This window comes from Cohnella sp. WQ 127256 (genome assembly GCF_024519285.1).
Lineage (GTDB): Bacteria > Bacillota > Bacilli > Paenibacillales > Paenibacillaceae > Cohnella.
In genome coordinates this window covers 54836-76374 of record NZ_JAMZCY010000004.1, presented here as the reverse complement: position 1 = coordinate 76374, position 21539 = coordinate 54836, and the positions used below count along the sequence as shown (strand labels likewise).

17 protein-coding genes and 1 pseudogene are annotated in these 21539 nt (G+C 47.7%); 15 read left to right on the top strand and 3 right to left on the bottom strand.

Annotation, left to right across the window (positions count from 1 at the left end):
* Nucleotides 1-21: 21 nt before the first annotated feature.
* Entirely contained in the window at nt 22-189 is a 168-nt protein-coding gene (locus M1K58_RS12010; RefSeq protein WP_256759101.1) for an IS3 family transposase, read from the bottom strand.
* A gap of 643 nt (nt 190-832) precedes the next feature.
* Here M1K58_RS12010 and M1K58_RS12005 point away from each other — a divergent pair.
* From M1K58_RS12005 to argH, 14 genes and pseudogenes are all read left to right on the top strand, one after another.
* Nucleotides 833-1030 (top strand): cold shock domain-containing protein, encoded by a 198-nt coding sequence (locus M1K58_RS12005; RefSeq protein WP_256759100.1) that lies wholly within the window; start codon nt 833-835, stop codon nt 1028-1030.
* Nucleotides 1031-1256: 226 nt separating this feature from the next.
* Nucleotides 1257-1820: a ribosome hibernation-promoting factor, HPF/YfiA family gene (hpf, locus tag M1K58_RS12000; protein WP_256759099.1), complete on the top strand. Its 564-nt coding sequence runs from the start codon at nt 1257-1259 to the stop codon at nt 1818-1820.
* A gap of 176 nt (nt 1821-1996) precedes the next feature.
* Nucleotides 1997-2317: pseudogene (locus M1K58_RS11995) on the top strand (DegT/DnrJ/EryC1/StrS family aminotransferase); the annotation flags it as partial.
* Between the two features lie 171 nt (nt 2318-2488).
* Nucleotides 2489-5002 (top strand): preprotein translocase subunit SecA, encoded by a 2514-nt coding sequence (secA, locus tag M1K58_RS11990; RefSeq protein WP_256759098.1) that lies wholly within the window; start codon nt 2489-2491, stop codon nt 5000-5002.
* A gap of 54 nt (nt 5003-5056) precedes the next feature.
* Nucleotides 5057-6176, top strand: a protein-coding gene (gene prfB, locus M1K58_RS11985) for a peptide chain release factor 2 (protein WP_256759097.1) whose coding sequence is annotated in 2 segments (ribosomal slippage) — nt 5057-5134 and nt 5136-6176 — 1119 coding nt in all. Because the reading frame shifts where the segments join, the coding sequence is not laid out codon by codon here.
* A 98-nt stretch (nt 6177-6274) separates the two neighbouring features.
* Nucleotides 6275-7081: a hypothetical protein gene (locus M1K58_RS11980; protein ID WP_256759096.1), complete on the top strand. Its 807-nt coding sequence runs from the start codon at nt 6275-6277 to the stop codon at nt 7079-7081.
* A gap of 62 nt (nt 7082-7143) precedes the next feature.
* Complete coding sequence (locus M1K58_RS11975; protein WP_372339159.1) at nt 7144-8022, top strand: YitT family protein; 879 nt, start codon at nt 7144-7146, stop codon at nt 8020-8022.
* Between the two features lie 278 nt (nt 8023-8300).
* Nucleotides 8301-9353, top strand: coding sequence for an N-acetyl-gamma-glutamyl-phosphate reductase (gene argC, locus M1K58_RS11970; protein WP_256759095.1), 1053 nt, complete (start codon nt 8301-8303; stop codon nt 9351-9353).
* A 30-nt stretch (nt 9354-9383) separates the two neighbouring features.
* Nucleotides 9384-10613 carry a bifunctional ornithine acetyltransferase/N-acetylglutamate synthase gene (gene argJ, locus M1K58_RS11965; protein WP_256759094.1) on the top strand — a complete coding sequence of 410 codons (1230 nt, stop codon included), beginning with the start codon at nt 9384-9386 and terminating at the stop codon, nt 10611-10613.
* A gap of 15 nt (nt 10614-10628) precedes the next feature.
* Nucleotides 10629-11420 (top strand): acetylglutamate kinase, encoded by a 792-nt coding sequence (gene argB / locus M1K58_RS11960; protein WP_256759093.1) that lies wholly within the window; start codon nt 10629-10631, stop codon nt 11418-11420.
* A 50-nt stretch (nt 11421-11470) separates the two neighbouring features.
* Nucleotides 11471-12661, top strand: a complete 1191-nt coding sequence (locus M1K58_RS11955) for an acetylornithine transaminase (protein WP_256759092.1) — start codon at nt 11471-11473, stop codon at nt 12659-12661.
* Between the two features lie 10 nt (nt 12662-12671).
* Nucleotides 12672-13631, top strand: coding sequence for an ornithine carbamoyltransferase (gene argF / locus M1K58_RS11950; protein ID WP_256759091.1), 960 nt, complete (start codon nt 12672-12674; stop codon nt 13629-13631).
* Nucleotides 13632-13670: 39 nt separating this feature from the next.
* Nucleotides 13671-14915 carry an argininosuccinate synthase gene (locus tag M1K58_RS11945; protein WP_256759090.1) on the top strand — a complete coding sequence of 415 codons (1245 nt, stop codon included), beginning with the start codon at nt 13671-13673 and terminating at the stop codon, nt 14913-14915.
* 139 nt (nt 14916-15054) lie between these two features.
* Nucleotides 15055-16470: an argininosuccinate lyase gene (argH, locus tag M1K58_RS11940; RefSeq protein ID WP_256759089.1), complete on the top strand. Its 1416-nt coding sequence runs from the start codon at nt 15055-15057 to the stop codon at nt 16468-16470.
* A 97-nt stretch (nt 16471-16567) separates the two neighbouring features.
* Here the strand turns inward: argH and M1K58_RS11935 are convergent, their stop codons facing one another.
* Nucleotides 16568-18106, bottom strand: a complete 1539-nt coding sequence (locus tag M1K58_RS11935) for a response regulator transcription factor (RefSeq protein WP_256759088.1) — start codon at nt 18104-18106, stop codon at nt 16568-16570.
* A 13-nt stretch (nt 18107-18119) separates the two neighbouring features.
* Nucleotides 18120-19925, bottom strand: a complete 1806-nt coding sequence (locus M1K58_RS11930) for a cache domain-containing sensor histidine kinase (protein WP_256759087.1) — start codon at nt 19923-19925, stop codon at nt 18120-18122.
* Between the two features lie 232 nt (nt 19926-20157).
* Between M1K58_RS11930 and M1K58_RS11925 the strand changes: the two genes are divergently transcribed.
* Nucleotides 20158-21468: an ABC transporter substrate-binding protein gene (locus tag M1K58_RS11925; protein ID WP_256759086.1), complete on the top strand. Its 1311-nt coding sequence runs from the start codon at nt 20158-20160 to the stop codon at nt 21466-21468.
* Nucleotides 21469-21539 lie beyond the last annotated feature (71 nt).

The following is a 21539-nucleotide window of genomic DNA, read 5'->3' as shown; positions in this document are numbered from 1 at the left end:
AAAGATATTAGATTAAGCTGTCTAGAGATGACTCCTGTATTCGTCAGGGGTCATCTTCTTTAATGTCCATTGATAACGATCACTGTTGTAGTAATTGATGTAATTATCAACACGTTCCCGTAACTCATTGAAAGTTAAATTGTCACGATAATCTAATTTATCCTTCATTTGGCCAAAAAAAGACTCCATCGAGGCGCTTTCCCATCAATTCCCCTTGTGGGACATAAATTGCTGAATGCCCATTTCTTTAACCAGTGTCTGGAACCTAGAATGCGTGTAGTGAACACCTTGATCTGAATGGATAATTGCCTCTGGGTGGATGTTTTGGATTTCGATCTATATGAACCTACGAAAAAAGCGCTTGAAGTTTTCCTGCCTCACATGAGTAAGGGGGCTATTATTTGTTTCGATGAGCTAAACTGTCCTAGTTACCCAGGTGAGACGATGGCTTTATTGGAAATGCTAGATCTACAACGTTATGAGATTAATAGATTCCCTACTGGTCCATGGGTGTCCTATATAAAGCTATGAAGATATCAGTTGCCATTTATTTCGGAGTATTATAAACAGAACAGTTCTCCTTAGGATATGGGGGCGTTCTCGTACATGGAATTTTTCCCAAAGAAACTGTAAATGTGTTGAAGTTGAAAGGAGTCAGACGCTGTAAATACCATAGCTCTATTAGTATCACATAAAAGGGTGCTGCAGTTACTCTGTATCCGCTTACAAAAAATCGTTGACACCAAACTTTACCTAATGTTATATTCGAATTGTGGGCTAGGCGCAAACGCTTACGTCTAACGTCATTTGAATATGAAGGGAATGTTTAACAATGCAAGGAAAAGTTAAATGGTTCAACGCAGAAAAAGGTTACGGATTCATCGAGTCTGAAGAAGGCAGTGACGTATTCGTTCACTTCTCAGCTATTCAAATGGACGGTTACAAGGCTCTTGAAGAAGGCCAAACAGTTGAGTTTGATATCGTTCAAGGTGCAAGAGGTCCTCAAGCAGCTAACGTTACTAGAGTGTAATCATACCGACGCAATCGCGTCGAACAATCATACAAGATGTGGTTTACATTATTATTAGTATCTGCCACATGCCCCAGAGAAATCTGGGGTTTTTTTATTGCAGTTTACGAATCTGTAACAAATAATCCAAATATTCTAATAATTCAATAATATTATCGGAATGTTTTGAAATGATAGCTTCGAATATGCTATGATGTAGGTGTAACCAGCAAAGGAGGAAGGCCCCATGAAATACAACATCCGCGGTCAGCGTATGGAAGTGACAGATGCTCTTCAAGAGTATGTAGAGAAGAAGCTAAGTCGACTGGAGCGTTATTTTGAAGCACCTCCCCAATCAGATGTGACTGTAACCCTGAGTGTTACGAAAGGCCAACAGGCTGTTGAGGTTATGATCCCGCTACCTGGAGCGCTATTACGCGCTGAAGAGAAGAGAGCGGACATGTATGCGTCTATTGATTTCGTAGTTGACAAACTAGAACGACAAATACGCAAACACAAAACAAAAATAAACCGCAATTTCCGTGAGCCTGGCTCAGCAAGAGCGCTCTTCAAAGAAGACTTCGGTAGTGGTCAAGGTGTAACGACACTGGCCAGAGATGAAGAGGACGATCTGGAGCTTGTTCGTACGAAGCGCTTTAACTTAAAACCAATGGATGTAGAAGAAGCAATCCTTCAAATGAATTTAGTAGGACATAGTTTCTACGTATTTGTGAATACCGAGAACAAAGAAGTAAGTGTTGTATATCGGCGGAATGATGGTAAATACGGATTGATTGAATCCGCTGAATAAATAATACTAAATATGAATGCCTCGGCTATGACAGTCGGGGCTTTTTTGACGTATTATTACTTGAGAAGTAAGGAGATTCTGATGATAATAGTGGAAGCCCGTAAAAGGAATTGGCAAAGGCTATATGATCAACTACAAGATCTCTCTCACATCTTTCACCTTCCTCGACAGAGGATTCTGATCCAAGCTGGTTCGGCTTCCTTCTGACGATCAGGGACAATGCTTCGTTCACACGGGAGCAAATCGTTCGTCATTTGGATAGCAAGGGTATCCAAACCTGCATGTTGTTCGCTGGTAATCTGCTCAAACAACCGTTGTTTGACGAGATGAGAGCCTCGGGAGAGGGATACCGCGTTGTTGGAGAGCTAACCAATACGAATATTGTTATGAAGCATACCTTCTGGCTAGGGGTATACCCCGGACTTACAGAAGAGATGATTAATTATAAGGCTAATGCGGTTAGCAACTTTGTTGAGTCGCAGAGGACTCCGGAATGAATTTGCGAGGAAAATAGAAATTATTAACAAACTGCCTCAATTAGGATCCCTTAATTATCCTAACCTTGTGGCAGTTTTTTCACTTTCCAAAACCCCTTCCTTGCCCCATTTTCAGCAAACTGATAAAATGGGAAGATGTTGTTAGACCCGAGAGAGAGGGGTACATCCTAAATGCTGGGACTTGTCAAAAAAATATTCGGAGATGCCAATGAACGTGAGGTGAAAAGGCTCCAAAAGACTGTTGAACAAATTAACGGTTTAGAGTCTTCTGTCGCCCCACTGAGCGATGATCAGCTTCGCGCGAAGACGGATGAATTCCGTGGCCGCATCGCCAAAGGCGAGTCCCTGGATGATATTCTTCCAGAGGCGTTCGCAGTTGTAAGAGAAGCGTCCAAACGTGCACTGAACATGCGTCATTTCGACGTACAGCTTATTGGTGGTATGGTTCTTCATCACGGTAAAATTGCTGAGATGAGAACCGGAGAAGGTAAAACGCTAGTAGGTACACTTTCGGTATACTTGAACGCTTTGAAAGGTGAAGGCGTACATGTTATCACGGTCAATGATTACCTTGCACAACGCGATAGCGCACTTATGGGACAAATTTATTCTTTCTTAGGCATGACTGTTGGTTGTAATCTACATGGTCTTACCCATGAAGAGAAACAGGAAGCTTACGCTTGCGACATTACTTATGGTACGAATAACGAATTCGGGTTCGATTACTTGCGCGATAACATGGTTCTTTACAAAGAACAGATGGTTCAGCGACCGTTGCACTATGCCATCATCGATGAAGTAGATTCCATTCTCGTCGACGAAGCTCGGACACCGCTCATTATATCTGGACAAGCACAGAAATCTACAGAGCTCTACTATACCGCTGATCGTTTGGTGAGCCGTTTAACAGACACTGATGATTTTACAGTAGATATCAAAATGCGCAGCATAGCTTTGACTGAAGCGGGAATTACGAAGGTAGAACGCGCTCTTAATATTGAGAATTTATTCGCTCACGAGAACGTCACGATTAATCACCACGTTAATCAGGCTCTCCGCGCGAGATATATTATGAAACGCGATGTCGACTATGTCGTTCAAGAAGACGAAGTCGTAATCGTTGATGAGTTTACTGGCCGTTTGATGGCTGGCCGTCGTTATAGTGAAGGTCTCCACCAAGCGATTGAAGCGAAGGAGCAGCTCACGGTTCAGAACGAGAGCATGACGCTTGCGACAATCACATTCCAGAACTACTTCCGGATGTACCAGAAGCTAGCGGGTATGACCGGTACAGCGAAGACAGAGGAAGAGGAGTTCAAACGCATCTATGGTTTGGAGGTTATTCAAGTACCGACTAACCGGCCAATGGTTCGTGCGGATATTCCTGATGTCGTCTACAAATCCGAGAACGGCAAATACCGTGCAGTTGTTGAAGAAATCGTTCGTCGCCACGCTACGGGACAACCTGTACTTGTGGGTACGGTCTCTATCGAGAACTCTGAACGAATTTCGGAATTGCTTAAGAAGAAGGGCGTAGCCCACCAGGTGTTGAACGCCAAGTATCACGCAGAAGAAGCTGAGATAATCACTAACGCTGGTCAACACGGCACGGTGACTATTGCGACTAACATGGCCGGACGTGGTACAGATATTTTGCTTGGATCGGGTGTAGCGGAAATTGGTGGACTTCACATCATGGGTACGGAACGCCATGAATCCCGGCGGATCGATAACCAATTGCGTGGTCGTGCAGGTCGTCAAGGGGATCCGGGTTCTTCACAATTTTATCTTTCCATGCAAGATGAGCTCATGCGCCGCTTTGGTGCGGATAACATCATGGGGATGATGGAGAAGCTTGGATTTGATGAGGATTCACCGATTGAAAGTCGTCTAATCTCGAAAGCGATCGAATCCGCACAGAAACGTGTTGAGGGTAGTAACTTCGATACTCGTCGTATCGTTCTTCAGTACGATGATGTTATTAACCTTCAACGTGAGAAAATTTATGGAGACCGTCGTGCGATTCTGAGCTCCGACAATATCCGTGATGTAATCACGGGGATGATTCGTTCCGTTATTACTCGTGCGGTAGAAAGCCACTGCTCGGATAATGATGTGCCTGAAGATTGGGATATGGATAGCTTAGTTACCTTTGCTCATGCACATTTCTTACCGGAAGATCGCTTAAGCAAAGAAGATTTGTGGGGCAAGGAAAAAGAAGAAATGATCGAGTTCCTCATCGAGGGCGTTGAGAAATTATACGATGAGCGTGAGGAATCTATCGGCATTGATACCATGCGCGAATTTGAGAAAGTGGTTGTTCTTCGTGCAGTAGATAGTAAGTGGATGGATCACATCGACTCTATGGATCATTTGCGCCAAGGTATTCATTTACGTGCATACGGCGGTAACGATCCGCTTCGTGAATATCAATTCGAAGGACATAATATGTTCCTCTCCATGATCGAACGGATCGAAGAAGAGATCACGATGTATATCATGAGGGCTCAGGTACAAACGACACCTAAGCGCGAAGCGGTAGCAGAAGGTCAAGCTGTCGATTCGAAAGCGGAAGAAGGTCCGAAGAAGCCAAAAACTCGTAGTGCTGAAGCTGTGGGTCGGAACGATCCATGCCCATGTGGAAGCGGGAAGAAATACAAATTGTGTCACGGTCGCATAGGATGATTAACGCGTACTGAACGCGGCTGAACGCATAAGATTTTATGAGGTGATTTCAACATGTTCGAGCTCGATGTATCTGACAAGCAAGACCTTCGTGGAAATGCGAAGCGACTTCAGCAACTTAGGGGGTCCCTTTGACTTAGATCTGAAGAAAGAACAGATCGAGAATTACGAAGTCAAGATGAGTGACCCTAATTTCTGGGACGATAACGAGAAGGCCCAGTCTGTCATTGGTGAGATGAATGCCATTAAAGCAGTTGTGGACCAATTCGAAGGTCTGGAGAACGAGTGCCAGGATCTGGTGGATATGCTAGAGATCCTCGAGGAAGAATTGGATGAATCCATGGCTGTTGAATGGGCAGAGAGTGTTAAGGGGCTTACGGGGAAAGTAGACTCCTTTGAGCTTCAGCTCCTGCTTAATCAACCTTATGACAAACTTGACGCTATCTTAGAGCTTCATCCAGGGGCAGGCGGCACTGAATCGCAGGATTGGGCTCAAATGCTATACCGGATGTATACGAGATGGGCGGAGAAGCGCGGCTTCAAGGTCGAATTGCTCGATTATTTACCAGGTGATGAAGCAGGGATCAAGAGTGTTACGATTCTCGTCAAAGGACATAACGCCTATGGGTACCTTAAAGCGGAGAAGGGTGTTCACCGTCTCGTGCGGATTTCCCCATTCGATGCCTCGGGTAGACGGCATACCTCCTTTGTCTCCTGTGATGTCGTGCCAGAGATTAACGATGATATCCAGATTGAGATTCGTTCTGAAGATTTGCGAGTCGATACGTATCGAGCAAGTGGTGCAGGTGGACAGCACATCAATAAGACGGATTCAGCCATCCGACTTACGCATATCCCAACGGGGATAGTCGTGGCCTGCCAAACCCAGCGTTCTCAGATTCAGAACCGTGATAAGGCGATGAAGATGCTCCAGTCTAAGCTCTACGAGCTGAAAATCCAAGAGCAACAGAAGGAACTCGCAGAAGTACGGGGAGAACACCTAGAAATCGCATGGGGAAGCCAAATTCGTTCCTACGTATTCCACCCGTACAGCATGGTCAAGGATCACCGTACTTCCGTGGAAACGGGTAATATTGGTGCGGTTATGGACGGCGATCTTGATTCCTTTATCGACGGATACTTGCGTAGCCAGATAAAGCAGGAAGTACAGTAAATGCATAATAGCTTTCGAAACTTCTTACCCCTTTTAGGGTAGGGAGTTTTTTCTTGAGTCAGACAGGAAATACACCAGGAGAATGAGGGGGAACATAAGTGTCTAGGGTCGGAAAGTTTAATTTGTTTTTGTTTTCATTAACGGTTATTGCCTTTATTTTTGTCATGGTAAGCAGAAATAAAGAAGTGGTAACCTCAGATCTACCCAAGCCAGTTCCCGTTGTTAAGCCTTCCGTTGAAATTGTAGAACAAGCCGAGAGTATTTTTGGATACACTAGCGTTGGAGAAACACCTCCAGGTGAAAGCGAAACTGTACATATAACGAAAGCGATTACGATAATAAACCCGCATGACTTCCCGGTCACAATCGGGGGGGTATCCAATGATACATACGATACATCTCTTTCTTTAATTTCCTCAGAGGATAGGTTTGGATTTGTTCCTCGTCGCACGATCGCACCTGGAGAAATGATTCGAATTGCGGATGTGAATTACCTGAGTAAAATTTCCTTCCGCGAAGATTATGGTTCAAGTGAAGCGAAGTTTGAAGTATACAAAAACGAGGGAAACTTTGTGCCCTATACCAATCTGGATACAATAAGTACGAGCTATCGATTTAAAGATGCTGACCCTGGAAATACGTATCTAATGATAGATGCGACCTTTTCCAATCCTTCCTCGAACAATGTAGATACGACAGAGCTTCAGTTTGTTGTCTATTTTTATGATCAAAATGAAAACCTGATTGGTGGAGATACGGAACAAAGGATTACCTATAAGCCTGAAAGGATCAGACCAGGTGACCAAAAGGAGATTTCCTTCGAAGGAGCCTTGCTAGGAAGAGAATTTTCCAGAAATATAGGCTCTATTAAAGTGTTTGCGGGCTGTGACCGTTGCAGAGCATAACAGACCAGGAAAGAGGAATACCAGTGACCAAAGAAGATCATACAATTCCATCTATCCCAACAATACTGAACAAGAGAACAACCCAACGGTTCAGCCCTAAAACTCGAATCCTGTTCAGTTATTTAGCCATGCTCCTTGGAGCATTTTCCATCGCGGTTAGCTTTAATCTATTTCTACTGCCTAATCGCATTGCTTCAGGTGGAGTGTCGGGGATATCTATTATTCTAAATACACTGACCCAGATTCCCCCTGCCTACACGCAATGGGCGCTTAATATCCCTCTCTTTATTGCGGGAGTTCTGGTGCTTGGCAAACAGTTCGGCATTAAAACTGCGGTAGGTTCCATCGTACTGCCGTTGTTCGTGCTCTTAACCCAGCATTGGACACCTCCAACTCAAGATCCTCTGCTCGCCGCATTATATGGTGGACTTGGGGTTGGGCTTGGATTGGGTCTCGTATTTAGAGGGAGAGGCTCCACGGGTGGACTTGACGTTGCTGCACAGATTATTCACCGCGTCATGGGCATTCGACTGGGACTCGCGGTTGCTGCTATGGATGGTCTCGTTATCCTCTCGGCAGGCTTGTTCATCTCAGCGGAGAACGCTTTATACGCTTTAATTGGTCTATTCGCAACAAGTAAAACAATTGATATTATTCAGTCTGGCTTCCAAACCTCTAAAGCAGCCTTTATTATTTCAAAGCATCCGGATCGTGTCTCAGACACGATATTGCATGAATTGGACAGGGGGCTGACGAGGCTGCAAGGTGTGGGTGGTTATACCGGTGACGACCGACCTGTCCTCCTTACCGTTGTCGGCCAAAATGAGGTTGTTAGGCTGAAGCTACTTGTTCGTGATGCGGATCCAGAGGCTTTCGTCATCATTACGGATGCGGCAGAGGTGTTGGGAGAAGGGTTTCACGACGATCGTGATAAGTTGTGACAGCTTTATGCATAATGTGCATAGAGCGGTTATCCCGAAAGTCTTGTCAGTATTCACATTCGACTACAATGGTGCATCTAACTATTGAATAAATAATACTTTCGATGTATAATAATGCAATAATCTATAGACGATCGAATCCGATTTAATATTCAGCACAATATCGTGCCCAGGCATCAATTCTATCTTTCAATCATACAAGTTATTCGGTACAATGAGGATGGTTTTGCCAAAAGTCTGACTCAAGCCATATGAACGTTATGCATGGAGGAATCAATATGAATTCATCGCAAATCCGCGCAGCGATTGTCGGGTCTACCGGCTATGGCGGCGTCGAACTCATTCGTTTGCTACAATCCCATCCGAAGGTGACTGTTACGTCGGTTATTTCTTCATCTGCTTCGGGAGCGCCGATCGCTGAAGGCTTTCCTCATTTGACGGAAATTCGCATGGATCTTCTTGATGGTGTCGATGTGGATTTGATCCGTTCTAAGGCGGATGTCGTTTTTCTAGCGACTCCACATGGAATCAGTATGAAGCTAGCTCCAGAATTCCTGAATGCAGGTCTCAAAGTCATCGACTTATCCGGTGACTTCAGGCTGAAATCCGGCGAAGTGTATAAGCAGTGGTACAAACATGAACCGGCGGATCAGGCTCTAGTAGAGCGAGCGGTTTATGGTCTGGCAGAGGTATATGGGCAACAAGTTGCAGGCTCTGATTTCATTTCTAATCCGGGTTGTTTCACAACCACGGCATTGCTTGGCTTATATCCAGCTGTGAAAGCGGGTTGGATCAATACGGATAGCCTTATTATCGATGCCAAATCTGGCGTGTCGGGAGCAGGACGAGGCTTGAACCTAAGCGCTCACTATTCGGAAATTAACGAAAACTTCAAAGCTTACAAAATAAATAAACATCAGCACACTCCCGAAATCGAGCAAGTACTCACTGAAGCGGCAGGGAAACCGGTCATCACGACGTTCACGACACATCTTGTGCCAATGACGCGGGGGATTATGTGTACCATGTACGCGACGCTCACAGAGAAACGGTCGAGCGAGGATTTTGTTGAGCTGTATCGACAATTTTACGAAGGACGCAAATTCGTCCGCATTCGTCCGGCAGGCCAATGGCCAGCGACCAAGGAAGTATTCGGAACGAATTATTGCGACATCGGCTTCTCTGTTGACGAGAGAACGGGACGTATTACTTTCATATCCGTCATCGACAACTTGGTTAAAGGCGCGGCAGGTCAAGCCATACAAAACTTAAACCTGATGATGAACTGGGATGAGACGCTGGGGCTTCAATTCACTCCAGTGTATCCTTAATCTACGGACGAGAGGAAAGAACCGATTACTATGGGGAATCTGAGCTATAAAATTATAGAGGGCGGAGGCGTTACGACGCCTAAAGGCTTCAAATCTGGCGGACTACACTGCGGTTTGAAAAAAACAGATCGTCATGATCTCGGCGTTATCCTATGCGAGGTTCCTGCAGCTGCAGCTGCCGTGTATACAACGAATCTATTTCAAGCGGCACCACTACAGGTGACTCGAGAAGCTTTAGGCGCTGGTGGCGTACTTCGTGCTGTTATCGTAAATAGCGGAAACGCTAATGCATGTACAGGAGCGCAAGGTGAAGCGGATGCACGCACGATGCAAGCGAACACAGCGGAAGCTCTTGGGGTAAGTAAGGATCATGTTGCAGTAGCATCCACGGGTGTTATTGGTGAATTGCTTAAGATGGACCGAGTGAGCTCGGGCATTGAGAAGCTTCCTGCTACGCTGCGAAGTGATGTTCAAGGCTCAGATGATTTCTGCCAAGCGATTCTGACAACCGATCTCGTTAAGAAAGTGAGCTGTGTGAGTCTCTCTGTAGACGGACAGCAAGTCACAATTGCGGGAGCAGCCAAAGGCTCGGGCATGATTCATCCGAACATGGCGACGATGCTCGGTTTTGTTACGACGGATGTACACATCGGGGCTACTCTTCTACAAGAGGTTTTGCGAGAAGTGACGAATGTCAGCTTTAACATGATTACAGTCGACGGCGATACGAGTACGAATGATATGTTAGTCGCTATGGCAAGTGGTTTAGCGGAAAATGAAGAGTTGACTCGTAGCCACCCAGACTTCAATGCATTCGTGGACGGTTTGCGGCATGTATGCTCGGAGCTGGCTAAGGCGATCGCACGCGATGGAGAAGGTGCGACGAAGCTGATCGAGACGACTGTCATCGGCGCTGCTAGTGATGATGCGGCTCAAGCGATCGCGAAGACGATTATCGGTTCTAGCCTAGTGAAGTCGGCCGTGTTTGGCGCTGATGCGAACTGGGGACGAATTATCGCGGCAGTAGGTCGGGCAGGACAGCCGGTTAATGTTGGAACGGTAGACATCCGTCTAGGAGATATTCTCGTGCTGGAGCAATCACGGCCGATTCCTTTTGACGAAGCGATAGCATTAGAGTATCTAAAAGGCGATACCGTTGGGATTAACGTCAACCTGAACATGGGTAGCGGGCAAGCAACGGCATGGGGCTGTGATCTGACGTACGATTATGTGCGCATTAACGCCGCTTATCGAACGTAAGGAGATCGGACACTTATGAACAATCAACGTTTTGTGATGAAATGTGGTGGCAGCACACTGGCTGCACTACCGGATGCTTTCTTTGAGGATTTGCGCGATTTGCAAGCTGGTGGAATACAGCCTGTCATCGTTCATGGTGGCGGTCCTGCGATTAACGAGACGCTCGGTAAGCTTGGCATTGAAAGTCGGTTCGTTAGCGGACTCCGGGTTACGGATGAAGCTACGCTAGACGTAGTTGAGATGGTGCTGGCTGGGCGTATCAATAAAGAAATTGTACGTAAGCTGCAACAGAATGGCGCTAAATCCATTGGCTTATCCGGTACGGACGGCAAGCTGATCGTAGCTAAACCAGTATCCAATGCGAGTGAAGTTGGCCTTGTCGGCGACGTTATCGGAGTGAATGCCAGCTTAGTGGAAGGCATTATCGAGCTAGGCTATCTTCCGGTCATCGCTCCAATCGGGATCGACGAAGCGGGTCAACGCTACAATATCAATGCAGATACAGCTGCTGGCGCTGTTGCTTCTGAGCTTGGCGTAAATATGATGATCGTCGTAACAGATGTTCCCGGTATTATGCGAACAGTGAATGGGGAGAAGGTTGTTCTTCCTCAGGTTACTTTTGCAGACATAGAGGAAATGATTCAAAGCGAAGAAATATACGGGGGCATGATCCCGAAAGTGCGAGCAGCGATGAGCTGTCTGCATGGTAACGTCAAGGAAGTCCTGATCGTTGATGGCTCCACGGAACGTGTGCTTAGTCGTGCGGTAACGGAAGGCAATATAGGAACCCGGATCGTTAGAACATAAAGTAATCGTAAGGTCGTAACAATTAAACGGGTAAAAAAGGAGAGATTGGAATGAGTGACAGCGCGTTGTTCTCGACATATGCGAGATTTCCTATTACTTTGGTGAAGGGGAAAGGAAGCCGTCTATGGGACGATCAAGGGAAAGAGTATCTTGATTTCATGAGCGGCTTGGCTGTAACGAATCTGGGTCACGTTCCTGACGAAGTAAAGAACGCCCTTGTTCAGCAGCTAGATCAGCTATGGCATGTGTCCAATCTATTCAGCAATCCGAATCAAGAGAAAGCAGCAAGATTGCTCGTAGATAATAGCTGTGCTGACGCAGTATTCTTCTGCAACAGCGGCGCGGAAGCGAACGAAGCGGCGATCAAGATCGCTCGGCGTTATCACCAGAAGCTGCTAGGGAATGATCGCTATGAGATCATCACCTTCAACCAATCTTTCCATGGCCGGACTTTGGCGACTTTAACTGCAACGGGTCAAGATAAAGTGAAAGAGGGCTTCTTGCCGTTGCCAGGAGGCTTCAAGCATGTGCCACTTCATGATATTGCAGCTCTCGAAGCAGCAGTGACCGACAAAACAGCTGCCATTATGCTGGAGCTCGTTCAAGCAGAAGGTGGCGTTATCCCCGTCGATCCGGACTTCTTGAGAGAAGTACGGGCATTGTGTGATCGACATGGTATCCTGCTCATTCTGGATGAAGTTCAGACAGGGATGGGACGTACGGGTAAGCTATTTGCCTATGAACACTACGATGTTGAACCGGATGTATTCACCTTGGCCAAAGGGATCGGAAGCGGATTCCCAGTGGGTGCAATGCTTGCCAAAGAGCACGTCAAACCGGCGTTCGTCCCTGGTGCACATGCTACAACGTTCGGAGGTACTCCGATTGCGATGGCGGTTGTTGCGGCTACGATTGAGACGATGCTGAAGGAGAAAGCCGTTGAGCGGGGAGCAGAGGCCTCTGTCTATCTGATGGCACAGCTACAAGAAAAGCTGAACGGGTTGCCAACTGTAGTGGATATCCGAGGTAAAGGGCTCTTGATCGGAATTGTTTGTAACGGACCGGTTGCAGATGCTATTGCGGAGCTACATAAGAGAGGATTGCTTATCGTGCCTGCGGGCCCGAATGTCATCCGTCTGCTCCCAAGCCTACTCATTACTCATGAGGACATCGATACAGCAGTTAGTTTGATCGCATCCGTACTAACGGAGCAGGCGGCAGCGAAGCCAGTCAGCATTTAGGAGGGATTACATGACTTCAGCAGCAAATGTGGAAGATATAGCGTTACAATTGAAAGGCCGTGACTTTCTTGGTCTTAGCGATTATTCACCGGAAGAGATCCGTTATTTATTAGATTTAGCGATTGAGCTTAAACGCAAGAAGAAGGCGGGAGAAATCTATCAGCCGCTTAAGGGCAAATCTCTGGGTATGATTTTCGAGAAATCATCTACTCGTACACGTATTTCCTTCGAGGTTGGCATGTATCAGTTGGGTGGCCAGGCGTTATTCTTAAGCAAAAATGACATTCAGATGGGACGCGGAGAAACGATAAGAGATACCGCGCAAACGATGTCGAGATACTTAGACGGCATTATGATCCGCACATTTGGCCATCGTAACGTGGTCGATTTGGCGCGTGGAGCTACGATACCCGTCATTAATGCCTTGTCTGACCAATCGCATCCGTGCCAAGCGCTTGCGGATTACCAGACTGTGCTCGAAATGAAGGGCAAGCTGGAAGGTTTGAAGATTGCCTACATCGGAGACGGTAATAACATGACGCACTCCTTGATGATGGGTGCAGCTAAGCTCGGCATGCATTTCACTACAGCATCACCGGCAGGATACGAGCCTGCAGAGAATATCGTGCAGCTATCCAAGGATGCAGCCGAACTAACAGGTGGACGCGTAGATGTCTTGCGGGACCCACGAGAAGCTGTTGAAGGTGCTGATATCATCTATACGGATGTATGGGCGAGTATGGGCTTTGAGGAAGAACAGAAGGTACGCGAGCTGGCGTTTAAGGACTATCAAGTAAACGAAGAGCTCGTTCAGTATGCCAAGTCAGATTATCTATTCATGCACTGCTTGCCTGCGCATCGCGGGGAAGAAGTAAGCGAGGGCGTAATCGACGGCAAGCATTCCGTTATTTTCGACGAAGCAGAGAATCGCCTACACGCTCAGAAAGCGGTTATGGCCGCAATTATGTAGGCTTGGGCATATTATAAATCTAAAGGAGTTTTCATCCCCATGGCAAAAAATAAAATCGTTCTGGCCTATTCTGGAGGTCTCGACACCTCAGTTATCCTTACTTGGCTGAAAGAAACATACGATGCCGAAATTATCACCTTCACTGCCGATATCGGTCAGAAGGATGAATTGGACGGCTTGGAAGAAAAAGCACTCAAAACGGGCGCTTCTAAAGTATACATCGATGACTTGCGCGCTGAATTCGCGAAAGACTTCATCTACCCAATGTTCCAAGCAGGCGCTTTGTACGAAGGTCAGTACCTGCTAGGCACGAGTATTGCTCGTCCTTTGATCGCGAAGCGTATGGTCGAAATCGCGATTGCAGAAGGAGCAACGTATATCGCGCATGGCGCAACAGGCAAAGGAAATGACCAAGTTCGTTTCGAACTGACAGCTGCGGCACTGACTCCGGATATCGAAGTGATTGCACCTTGGCGTGATGAAGCGTTCCGCGCAGCATTCCCAGGCCGTGCTGAGATGATCGCCTATGCTGAGAAGCATGGTATCCCGGTTACAGCATCAGCTTCCAAGCCTTACTCTACGGATCGTAACCTCCTTCATATTAGCTTCGAGAGCGGCATGCTTGAGGATCCTTGGTTTGATTCCAGCGCAGCCGACGTTGAAGAGATGTACGTACTTAGCGTGTCACCTGAGAAAGCGCCGGATCAAGCTGAGTACATCGAGCTCGATTTCGAAGGCGGCAACTGCGTCGCGATTAATGGCGACAGCATGAGCCCACTAGCTATCATGGAGAAGCTGAATGAAATCGGCGGCAAACATGGTGTAGGTCGCGTCGATATGGTGGAGAACCGCTTCGTTGGCATGAAGAGCCGTGGCGTGTACGAAACTCCAGGCGGAAGCATATTGTTCACCGCTCATCGTAAAATGGAATCGTTGACCATGGATCGCGATGTTATGCATTTGCGCGACTCCCTGATCTCCAAATATAGCACTTTGGTATACAACGGCTTCTGGTTTGCACCGGAACGTCTGGCCATTCAAGCTTTAGTTGATGAAAGCCAGAAGAACGTGACGGGAACCGTTCGTTTGAAGCTTTACAAGGGGAATATTATGGCTGCTGGTCTTAAGAGTCCGGTAAGTCTATATAATCCGCACATCGCAACGATGGAGGCGGACCCTACGCAAGCGTACGATCAAGGCGATGCTACCGGTTTTATCCGCCTGAACGCGCTGCGCCTGAAGGTATCTTCGGGTGTTACCGGCGCTTCCGGCATTAAGGGATAGAAGACAATTAGGGAGATCTGGGCGCGAAGCCTGCCGAACCATCCTCCGCCTGGCGGGGCAATGCGGGAGGCACCTTTGCTAGCCAGGGCTCCCCTTTTGTCGTTATTAGCATGAGAGACAAGAGAGGGGTATAACGATCATGAGTAAGCTATGGGGCGGCCGTTTCACGAAAAAAACGGACCAACTAGTTGAAGAATATACAGCATCGATTACGTTCGACAAGGAATTGGCCATGGAGGATATCCAAGGTAGTCTGGCGCATGTCACTATGCTAGGACAATGTGGAATATTACCTGCTGAGGATGTTGAAACAATTAAGGCGGGTTTGTTGAAAGTCCGTGAGCGTATCGTGAGCGGCGAACAGGAATTTCTCATCGGTGACGAAGACATTCACATGAACATCGAGAAGGCTTTGATCGATGAGATTGGTCCTGTTGGCGGTAAGCTTCACACTGGGCGTAGTCGGAACGACCAAGTTGCGACGGATATGCATTTATACTTGCGTAAACGGGTCGTAGAATTCGTGGATCAGCTACATAAATTGCAAGCGGCATTGATCGGACAAGCCAAACAGAATTTGGACACTATCGTTCCAGGGTATACCCATCTTCAACGTGCCCAACCGATCCTTTTCGCACATCATCTCATGGCTTATGTGTCGATGTTCGGACGCGATATCGAGCGCCTTCAGGATAGCTATAAGCGTATCGATGCGTTGCCTCTAGGTGCGGGTGCACTTGCGGGTACAACCTTTGCGATCGACCGTCATTTTACGGCACAGCAATTGAACTTCGGACGTGTATATGAGAATAGCTTAGACGCCGTCAGTGATCGCGATTTTATCGTGGAATTCCTTAGTGGTGCTTCTCTGATCATGATGCATTTGTCTCGTTTGAGCGAGGAGCTTATCCTCTGGTCCAGCACAGAGTTCCAATTCGTTGAGCTAGATGATGCCTTCTGCACAGGCTCCAGCATTATGCCACAGAAGAAGAACCCTGACGTACCCGAGCTCGTCCGTGGGAAAACAGGTCGCGTGTATGGCAATCTAATCGGTCTCCTAACCGTTCTGAAGTCGCTTCCGCTCGCCTACAACAAAGATATGCAGGAAGACAAAGAGGGAATGTTCGATACGGTTAAAACGATGCAGGGAGCGTTACAGCTATTTGCTTCAATGATCGAAACGATGAAGGTTCGCAAGGAGAAGATGCGCCGTGCTGTGGACCAAGATTTCTCCAATGCTACGGACATCGCCGATTTCCTTGTTGGCAAAGGCTTGCCTTTCCGCCAAGCACATGAAGTCATAGGCAAGACGGTGCTCTACTGTATCCAACAAAACAAGTTCCTGCTCGATCTCACGTTAGAAGAATTCAAGCAATTTTCCGAGCTGTTCGACGATCGGATCTATGCTGTATTGCAGCCGGAAGCCGTTGTTAACGCTCGTAACGTTTACGGCGGAACGGCAACACCACAAGTGGAAGCCGCCATCTCGCGTGCGGAAGCCGAACTAGGTCTTACTGTAGCATGGGTTGCTGAGTACGAAGCGAAGAGTCAGTAAGATAACAAGCTAATGAAAATCCAACAAAAAGAAGCGTACCGCTCTTGCGCGATGCAAGGAGGACGCTTCTTTTTATTCAAACTTCCTTTTTCGGGGTTTACTTTTCGCTAACACCCAAGAGCTTTCGGTATTCCGAGGGGCTGCATCCTTCGAACTTCTTAAAGAGTCGGCTGAAGTAGAACGGGTCGGCAAAACCGAGCAGATCACTGACTTCCTTCGAGAGCAAACTGTGATCGGAGCGGATCAAATGTTTAGCCTTCTCGATCTTGAGATAGGACACATATTCGATTAACGGCATTCCCCTGTAGAGCTTGAATAGTTTGCTCAAGTATGGGGCGGTAAGTCCGACGCTGGAAGCCAACCGCTTGAGGTCGATGTCCGAGTGGCAATTGGCTTTTAAGTGCTCATCCAGCATGTCCACAACGTTTTCCGGAGAATTCCGCGGGGTGCCGTTCTCGAACAAAGCACCTTCAAGCCATTGCCATAGCGCATCTCGGACGGCTTCGTAGGAAGGATAACTCTCCATCATCGCGTCGACGACGGGATCGATTTCGGTTGATATCCGCCATTGAGCGTCGCCTAAGGCGTGTAGCAATCTCTTTATGAGCGCGGCAAAGTCTAAGGCATGAAGACGGGAACTTTGCCAACATTCGAGGAGAGAAGACACTTCGGCTTTGAACAGGCTTTTTTGTTGCAGTTGGATCATCGTCCGTAACGAGTCTAAACGTTCACTGGACACAATTGCAACCGAATAACTCGTTTCTTCTTGATAAGTAGGATCTTCCCAAATCATTTTTGATACGCCGAACTCGGATCTTTGGCGTAGCAGCTTTCTAAGCGAGAGGAGAGAATCGCCGATGTCGCGCAATCGGGCAATAGGCTCGCCGATCGCGATGTTGACCGTCGTCCTTGACTGCGCGCTCAGCGAATTTCGCAGGGCTACCGCCAACTCCTCCGTTTTCTGCGGCTCCTCTACGCCGCAGACGATAATCGCGATTTTCTCCAAGGGTAGGCTTCCGTTGAAAACCTGGACTATTTTTCCGGGTCCAAGCATGTCAACCAGTCCAGCTTCGATTTCCGAGTTGGGAGGCAAGGCCATCGGTTGGATCGTTCCACTCGTTTCCCCATTAAGCGTTCCTCCGCATTGTGCAACCAGCAACACGGCGGTTCTGTGTTCAACAAAGAGTTCGTCGACGTCGTTCTCGCGCATTTCTCCATGCAGTGCTGAGGCCAATGCCGCCCTAACCTTTTCTTCCTTTCGGCTATCCAGCTTCAAGCGAAGCTTAAACAGCACTTCTTGCAGATCTTCCGCGGAGACCGGCTTCAACAAATAATCATAGGCTTGGAATTTCAGCGCTTCTTGGGCATAGCCGAAATCCCGGTATCCGCTCAGAATGACGAAAGGAATGTGGGAGTCGCGCTTGCGGACTTCCTTGATCAGTTGAAGTCCATCCATGACCGGCATCCGAATATCCGTGAAAATAACGTCCGGTGTTTCCGTTTCCAATCTCTTCAGAGCTTCGGCGCCATTGATGGCGGTCATCTCGACTATGAAGTCCGAAGAGATTCTCTCGATCTCGTATTGGATATCTCGAATTAACGGAGGTTCGTCTTCGATCACCATCACCTTGTACATGCTGTTCCTCCGCTCATTTTTTAATCGTCGCCCCGAATGAGACGCGCAGCCCCCGTTCGGGAAGGTTTTCGATCGTCATCCAAGTCTGTTCTCCGAACAGAAGCACGAGCCTCGCAAATGTGTTCACGATGCCCAACCCTTCCCCTTCCGTCTCCTCCGAGGCGGTGTCTTCCGACTGTTCGCGGTTCGCAATAATGACATCGACCCGTTCGCGGATGGCGTTCAGCCGGCTCTCGTCAGCGCCTGCCCCGTCATCGCTTATCGATAGTTCCCACTTATTCTCCCTAAACGTGCCGCAAATACGAATGTGCCATGGAGGTGGAACGGTGTTAAAAGCATGCTTCATCGCGTTTTCGACAAAAGGCTGAATGGTTATTCTCGGGATTTCGATATTCAGAAGCTCGCGATCGACGTCGATCGCGAAGCTGAAATGTTCCTCGTATCTGTATTTCAATAGATTCAGATAGTTTTTCGTATACTGTAGCTCGTCTTCGACACGAACACAATCGGCCGAAGACGTTGTGTAATGTAGCAAAGAAGAGAGTTGTCTGCACATTTCAACCACTTTCTCGCGTTGATCGGCATGTTTGGCAGCGGCTCCGATCGTTGCTAGCGTGTTATGAATGAAATGGGGATTGATCTGGGATTGCAGCGCGAGCAGTTGAGCCTTCGCCTCTCGCTCCTTGGCTTCCGTAATTTGTTCGATCGAATGTTGCAAACGCGAAAACATCTTTTTGAACATTCGGTCGAGAAGCTGCATTTCGTTGTTCTTGTCCGTATTTTCGATGTTCAAGGCAAGATTGCTCAAGGAAACCTGTTTTAATGAACTCCCTAATGTACGAAGCGGGAGGGTCAATCTCTTCGAGCTGCTGTAAAGGATGATTAAGGTGACGATCAGGATTAGCAATCCGGCGCCGAGAATCAGGGTGCTGAGCAGATTCACGGAGGCAAGGGCTTCTTGCCGAGATTGCGAGATGACGATAACATGTCCGGTAAGCGGGGACTGACGATACGTGAGAAGTCGGGCTTCACCCTTGCTGTTCCGTACAGTGGTCGAACCGCTTTTTCCGTCGAAAATAGACGTTTGATATAAACCGGCGTCTTCGAGAGATTTCAAGGGATCTATAATCGGCTGTGGATAAAATAGATTTCCGGCTTCGTTGAAAATATAGAACTCTGAATCGATGGAAGGATCGGGATCGTAAAGCCTGCTTAGTTCGCTATATCTTTGCTGAACTTCAATATATCCGTATTCCTTACCCGCCGCGTCCATGATTTTACGGCTTAGAGAGAATACGGGAACTTGCAATTGGGACCAATTGTCGAGGTGCGGGGGAAGCAGCTTGAAGCCTCCGTCGCTAATCGCTAGCGATTCGAAGATCGGAATGCCGTCGATTCCGGCTTTAAACAGCGTATCGGCATTATCGACGGATTGCGGAGAGAGAGCGTATTTGTGTTCGAAATTAAAGGCGACGATCTTATAGGCGGAGCTGAACGGGCCGTTGATCGAGAAGATGGAATTTGTCAGTTTTCTTGTTTCTTGCACGCCGAGGCTGGGGATGCTGCCGGGGTTGTAGAGATGCTTGTTCAGGTTCTCGTCCATGAGAAGGCTAACGTTGATTCTTTCCATGTCTCCGATCAAGCCGTCGAATTGTTCCGTAATTTTCTGAAGCAGGCGTTCCGTGCCGGAATAGAGGTTATTCTGGATCATTTTCGATGCGTATACCGCGAAAGTGGCGACGAAGCAGACGATAATCAGCACGATGATGATCGAGTACGTCGCGAAAATTTTTTTCTGAAGGCTCCAGTTCTGTAGCATCCGGCCGACCCCACTTCTGGATGATCATGCTTTTCAGCATAATGTACCAAATGGATCGGGAATCCGTCAAACCTTGTCGCGAGAAAAGATTTTTGTGCTAAATCGTACATGCAACTTTCCTAATTGATCTATTCTTATCGAAAATGAACGCGTTTACAATAGAAATCAGGACATGTCCGTCGCTACGAATCGAAACAGTCAACCAAACGAAAACGAACGGGGGAATAAGCAAGTGAACTTGCGCCAAAAGAAATCCGTAATTGTATTCCTGATGTGTATCAATCTAATCCTGCTAGCGGCATGTGGATCCGATAAGACGGCCCAGCCGTCCGACAGCGGCACGCAGCTCGCGACAGAGACGTCGTCGGAAACTAAAGATCCCGCGCCGGAGAAAGTTACGCTCTCTCTGATGGTCGGAGGCAACAACAAATTTTACGAAACAATTACGAAAGAGTACACCAAGCGGAACCCGCATGTGACTTTCGATCTTCAAACCGTCGATGGAAGCCAATACGATTCGCTGCTAAGGACGCGCATTGCAACGAAAAACTTGCCGGACATCGTCGGACACAACGTCTCCGATATGGCGAGAAGATACAATCCAGCGGCTAATTTCGTCGATTTGTCCAACGAGCCATGGGTCGCGAGACTCGTAAATCCGGAGATTATCAAAATAAACGGCAGCATCTATAACTTGCCGTTCGCTGCTTCCGGCTCGGCCCTCGGCATCGTCTATAACAAAAAAATGTTCGCCGATTTGAACCTGAGCGTGCCGAAGACGTTCGATGAACTGCTCCAAGTGTCCGAGACCCTCAAAACGAACGGCATTACCCCGTTCTACCTCGGGAACAAAGATGGGTGGGTCGCGCAAATCTGGGGCCTGACCACGTTCTCGGAAGTCATTAAGGGGACCGACATCATGGACAAAATTAACTCCAACCAGCTCAAGCACGCGGACGTTCCGGGATTCGAGGAAGCTCTGGGACAAGTGATGCAGCTGTTCGAGAAAGGCTACGTGAACGAGGATCATCTCTCCGTAGGCTTCGACGGCTTGGGAGCGGCGATGAACTCAGGCAAAGCGGCGATGACCGTGCTGGGAGACTTCCTCGAAGCGGGAGATAAGGTCGGCGATTATGGCATTTTCGCTACGCCGGGCGTGAATCAGCCGGACTTGACCGTGGGCACCGTGACGGGCTGGTTCATCTCGAAAAACTCCAAGAACATCGAGGAAGCGAAGAAGTTTCTTGATTTCTGGAGCCAACCGGACATCATGAGCATCCAATACGCGGAAGATCCGAGGTTCTCGGCGTTCAAGGACATCCAAGTGAGCTTTAATCCTTTAATGCAGGGCGAGTACGACGAGTACATCTCCCAAGGAAAAGTCGTGCGTCAGTACAACGATTTGATTGCCGTGGATACGTCTGAGTTATTCCGGCTCTATCAAGACATGTTCGGCAAAGGAAAAACGCCGAAACAAGTGTTGGAAGCATGGGACGAGAAAGTCGAAGAGTTGGCTAAAGCCGCTGAAATACCGGGATGGTAAGTCGCTTGGCATAGCCGCCGAAGAAGAGGCCGACGCAAGGAAGCCTCTTCTTATTTTATATCTACGGTTCG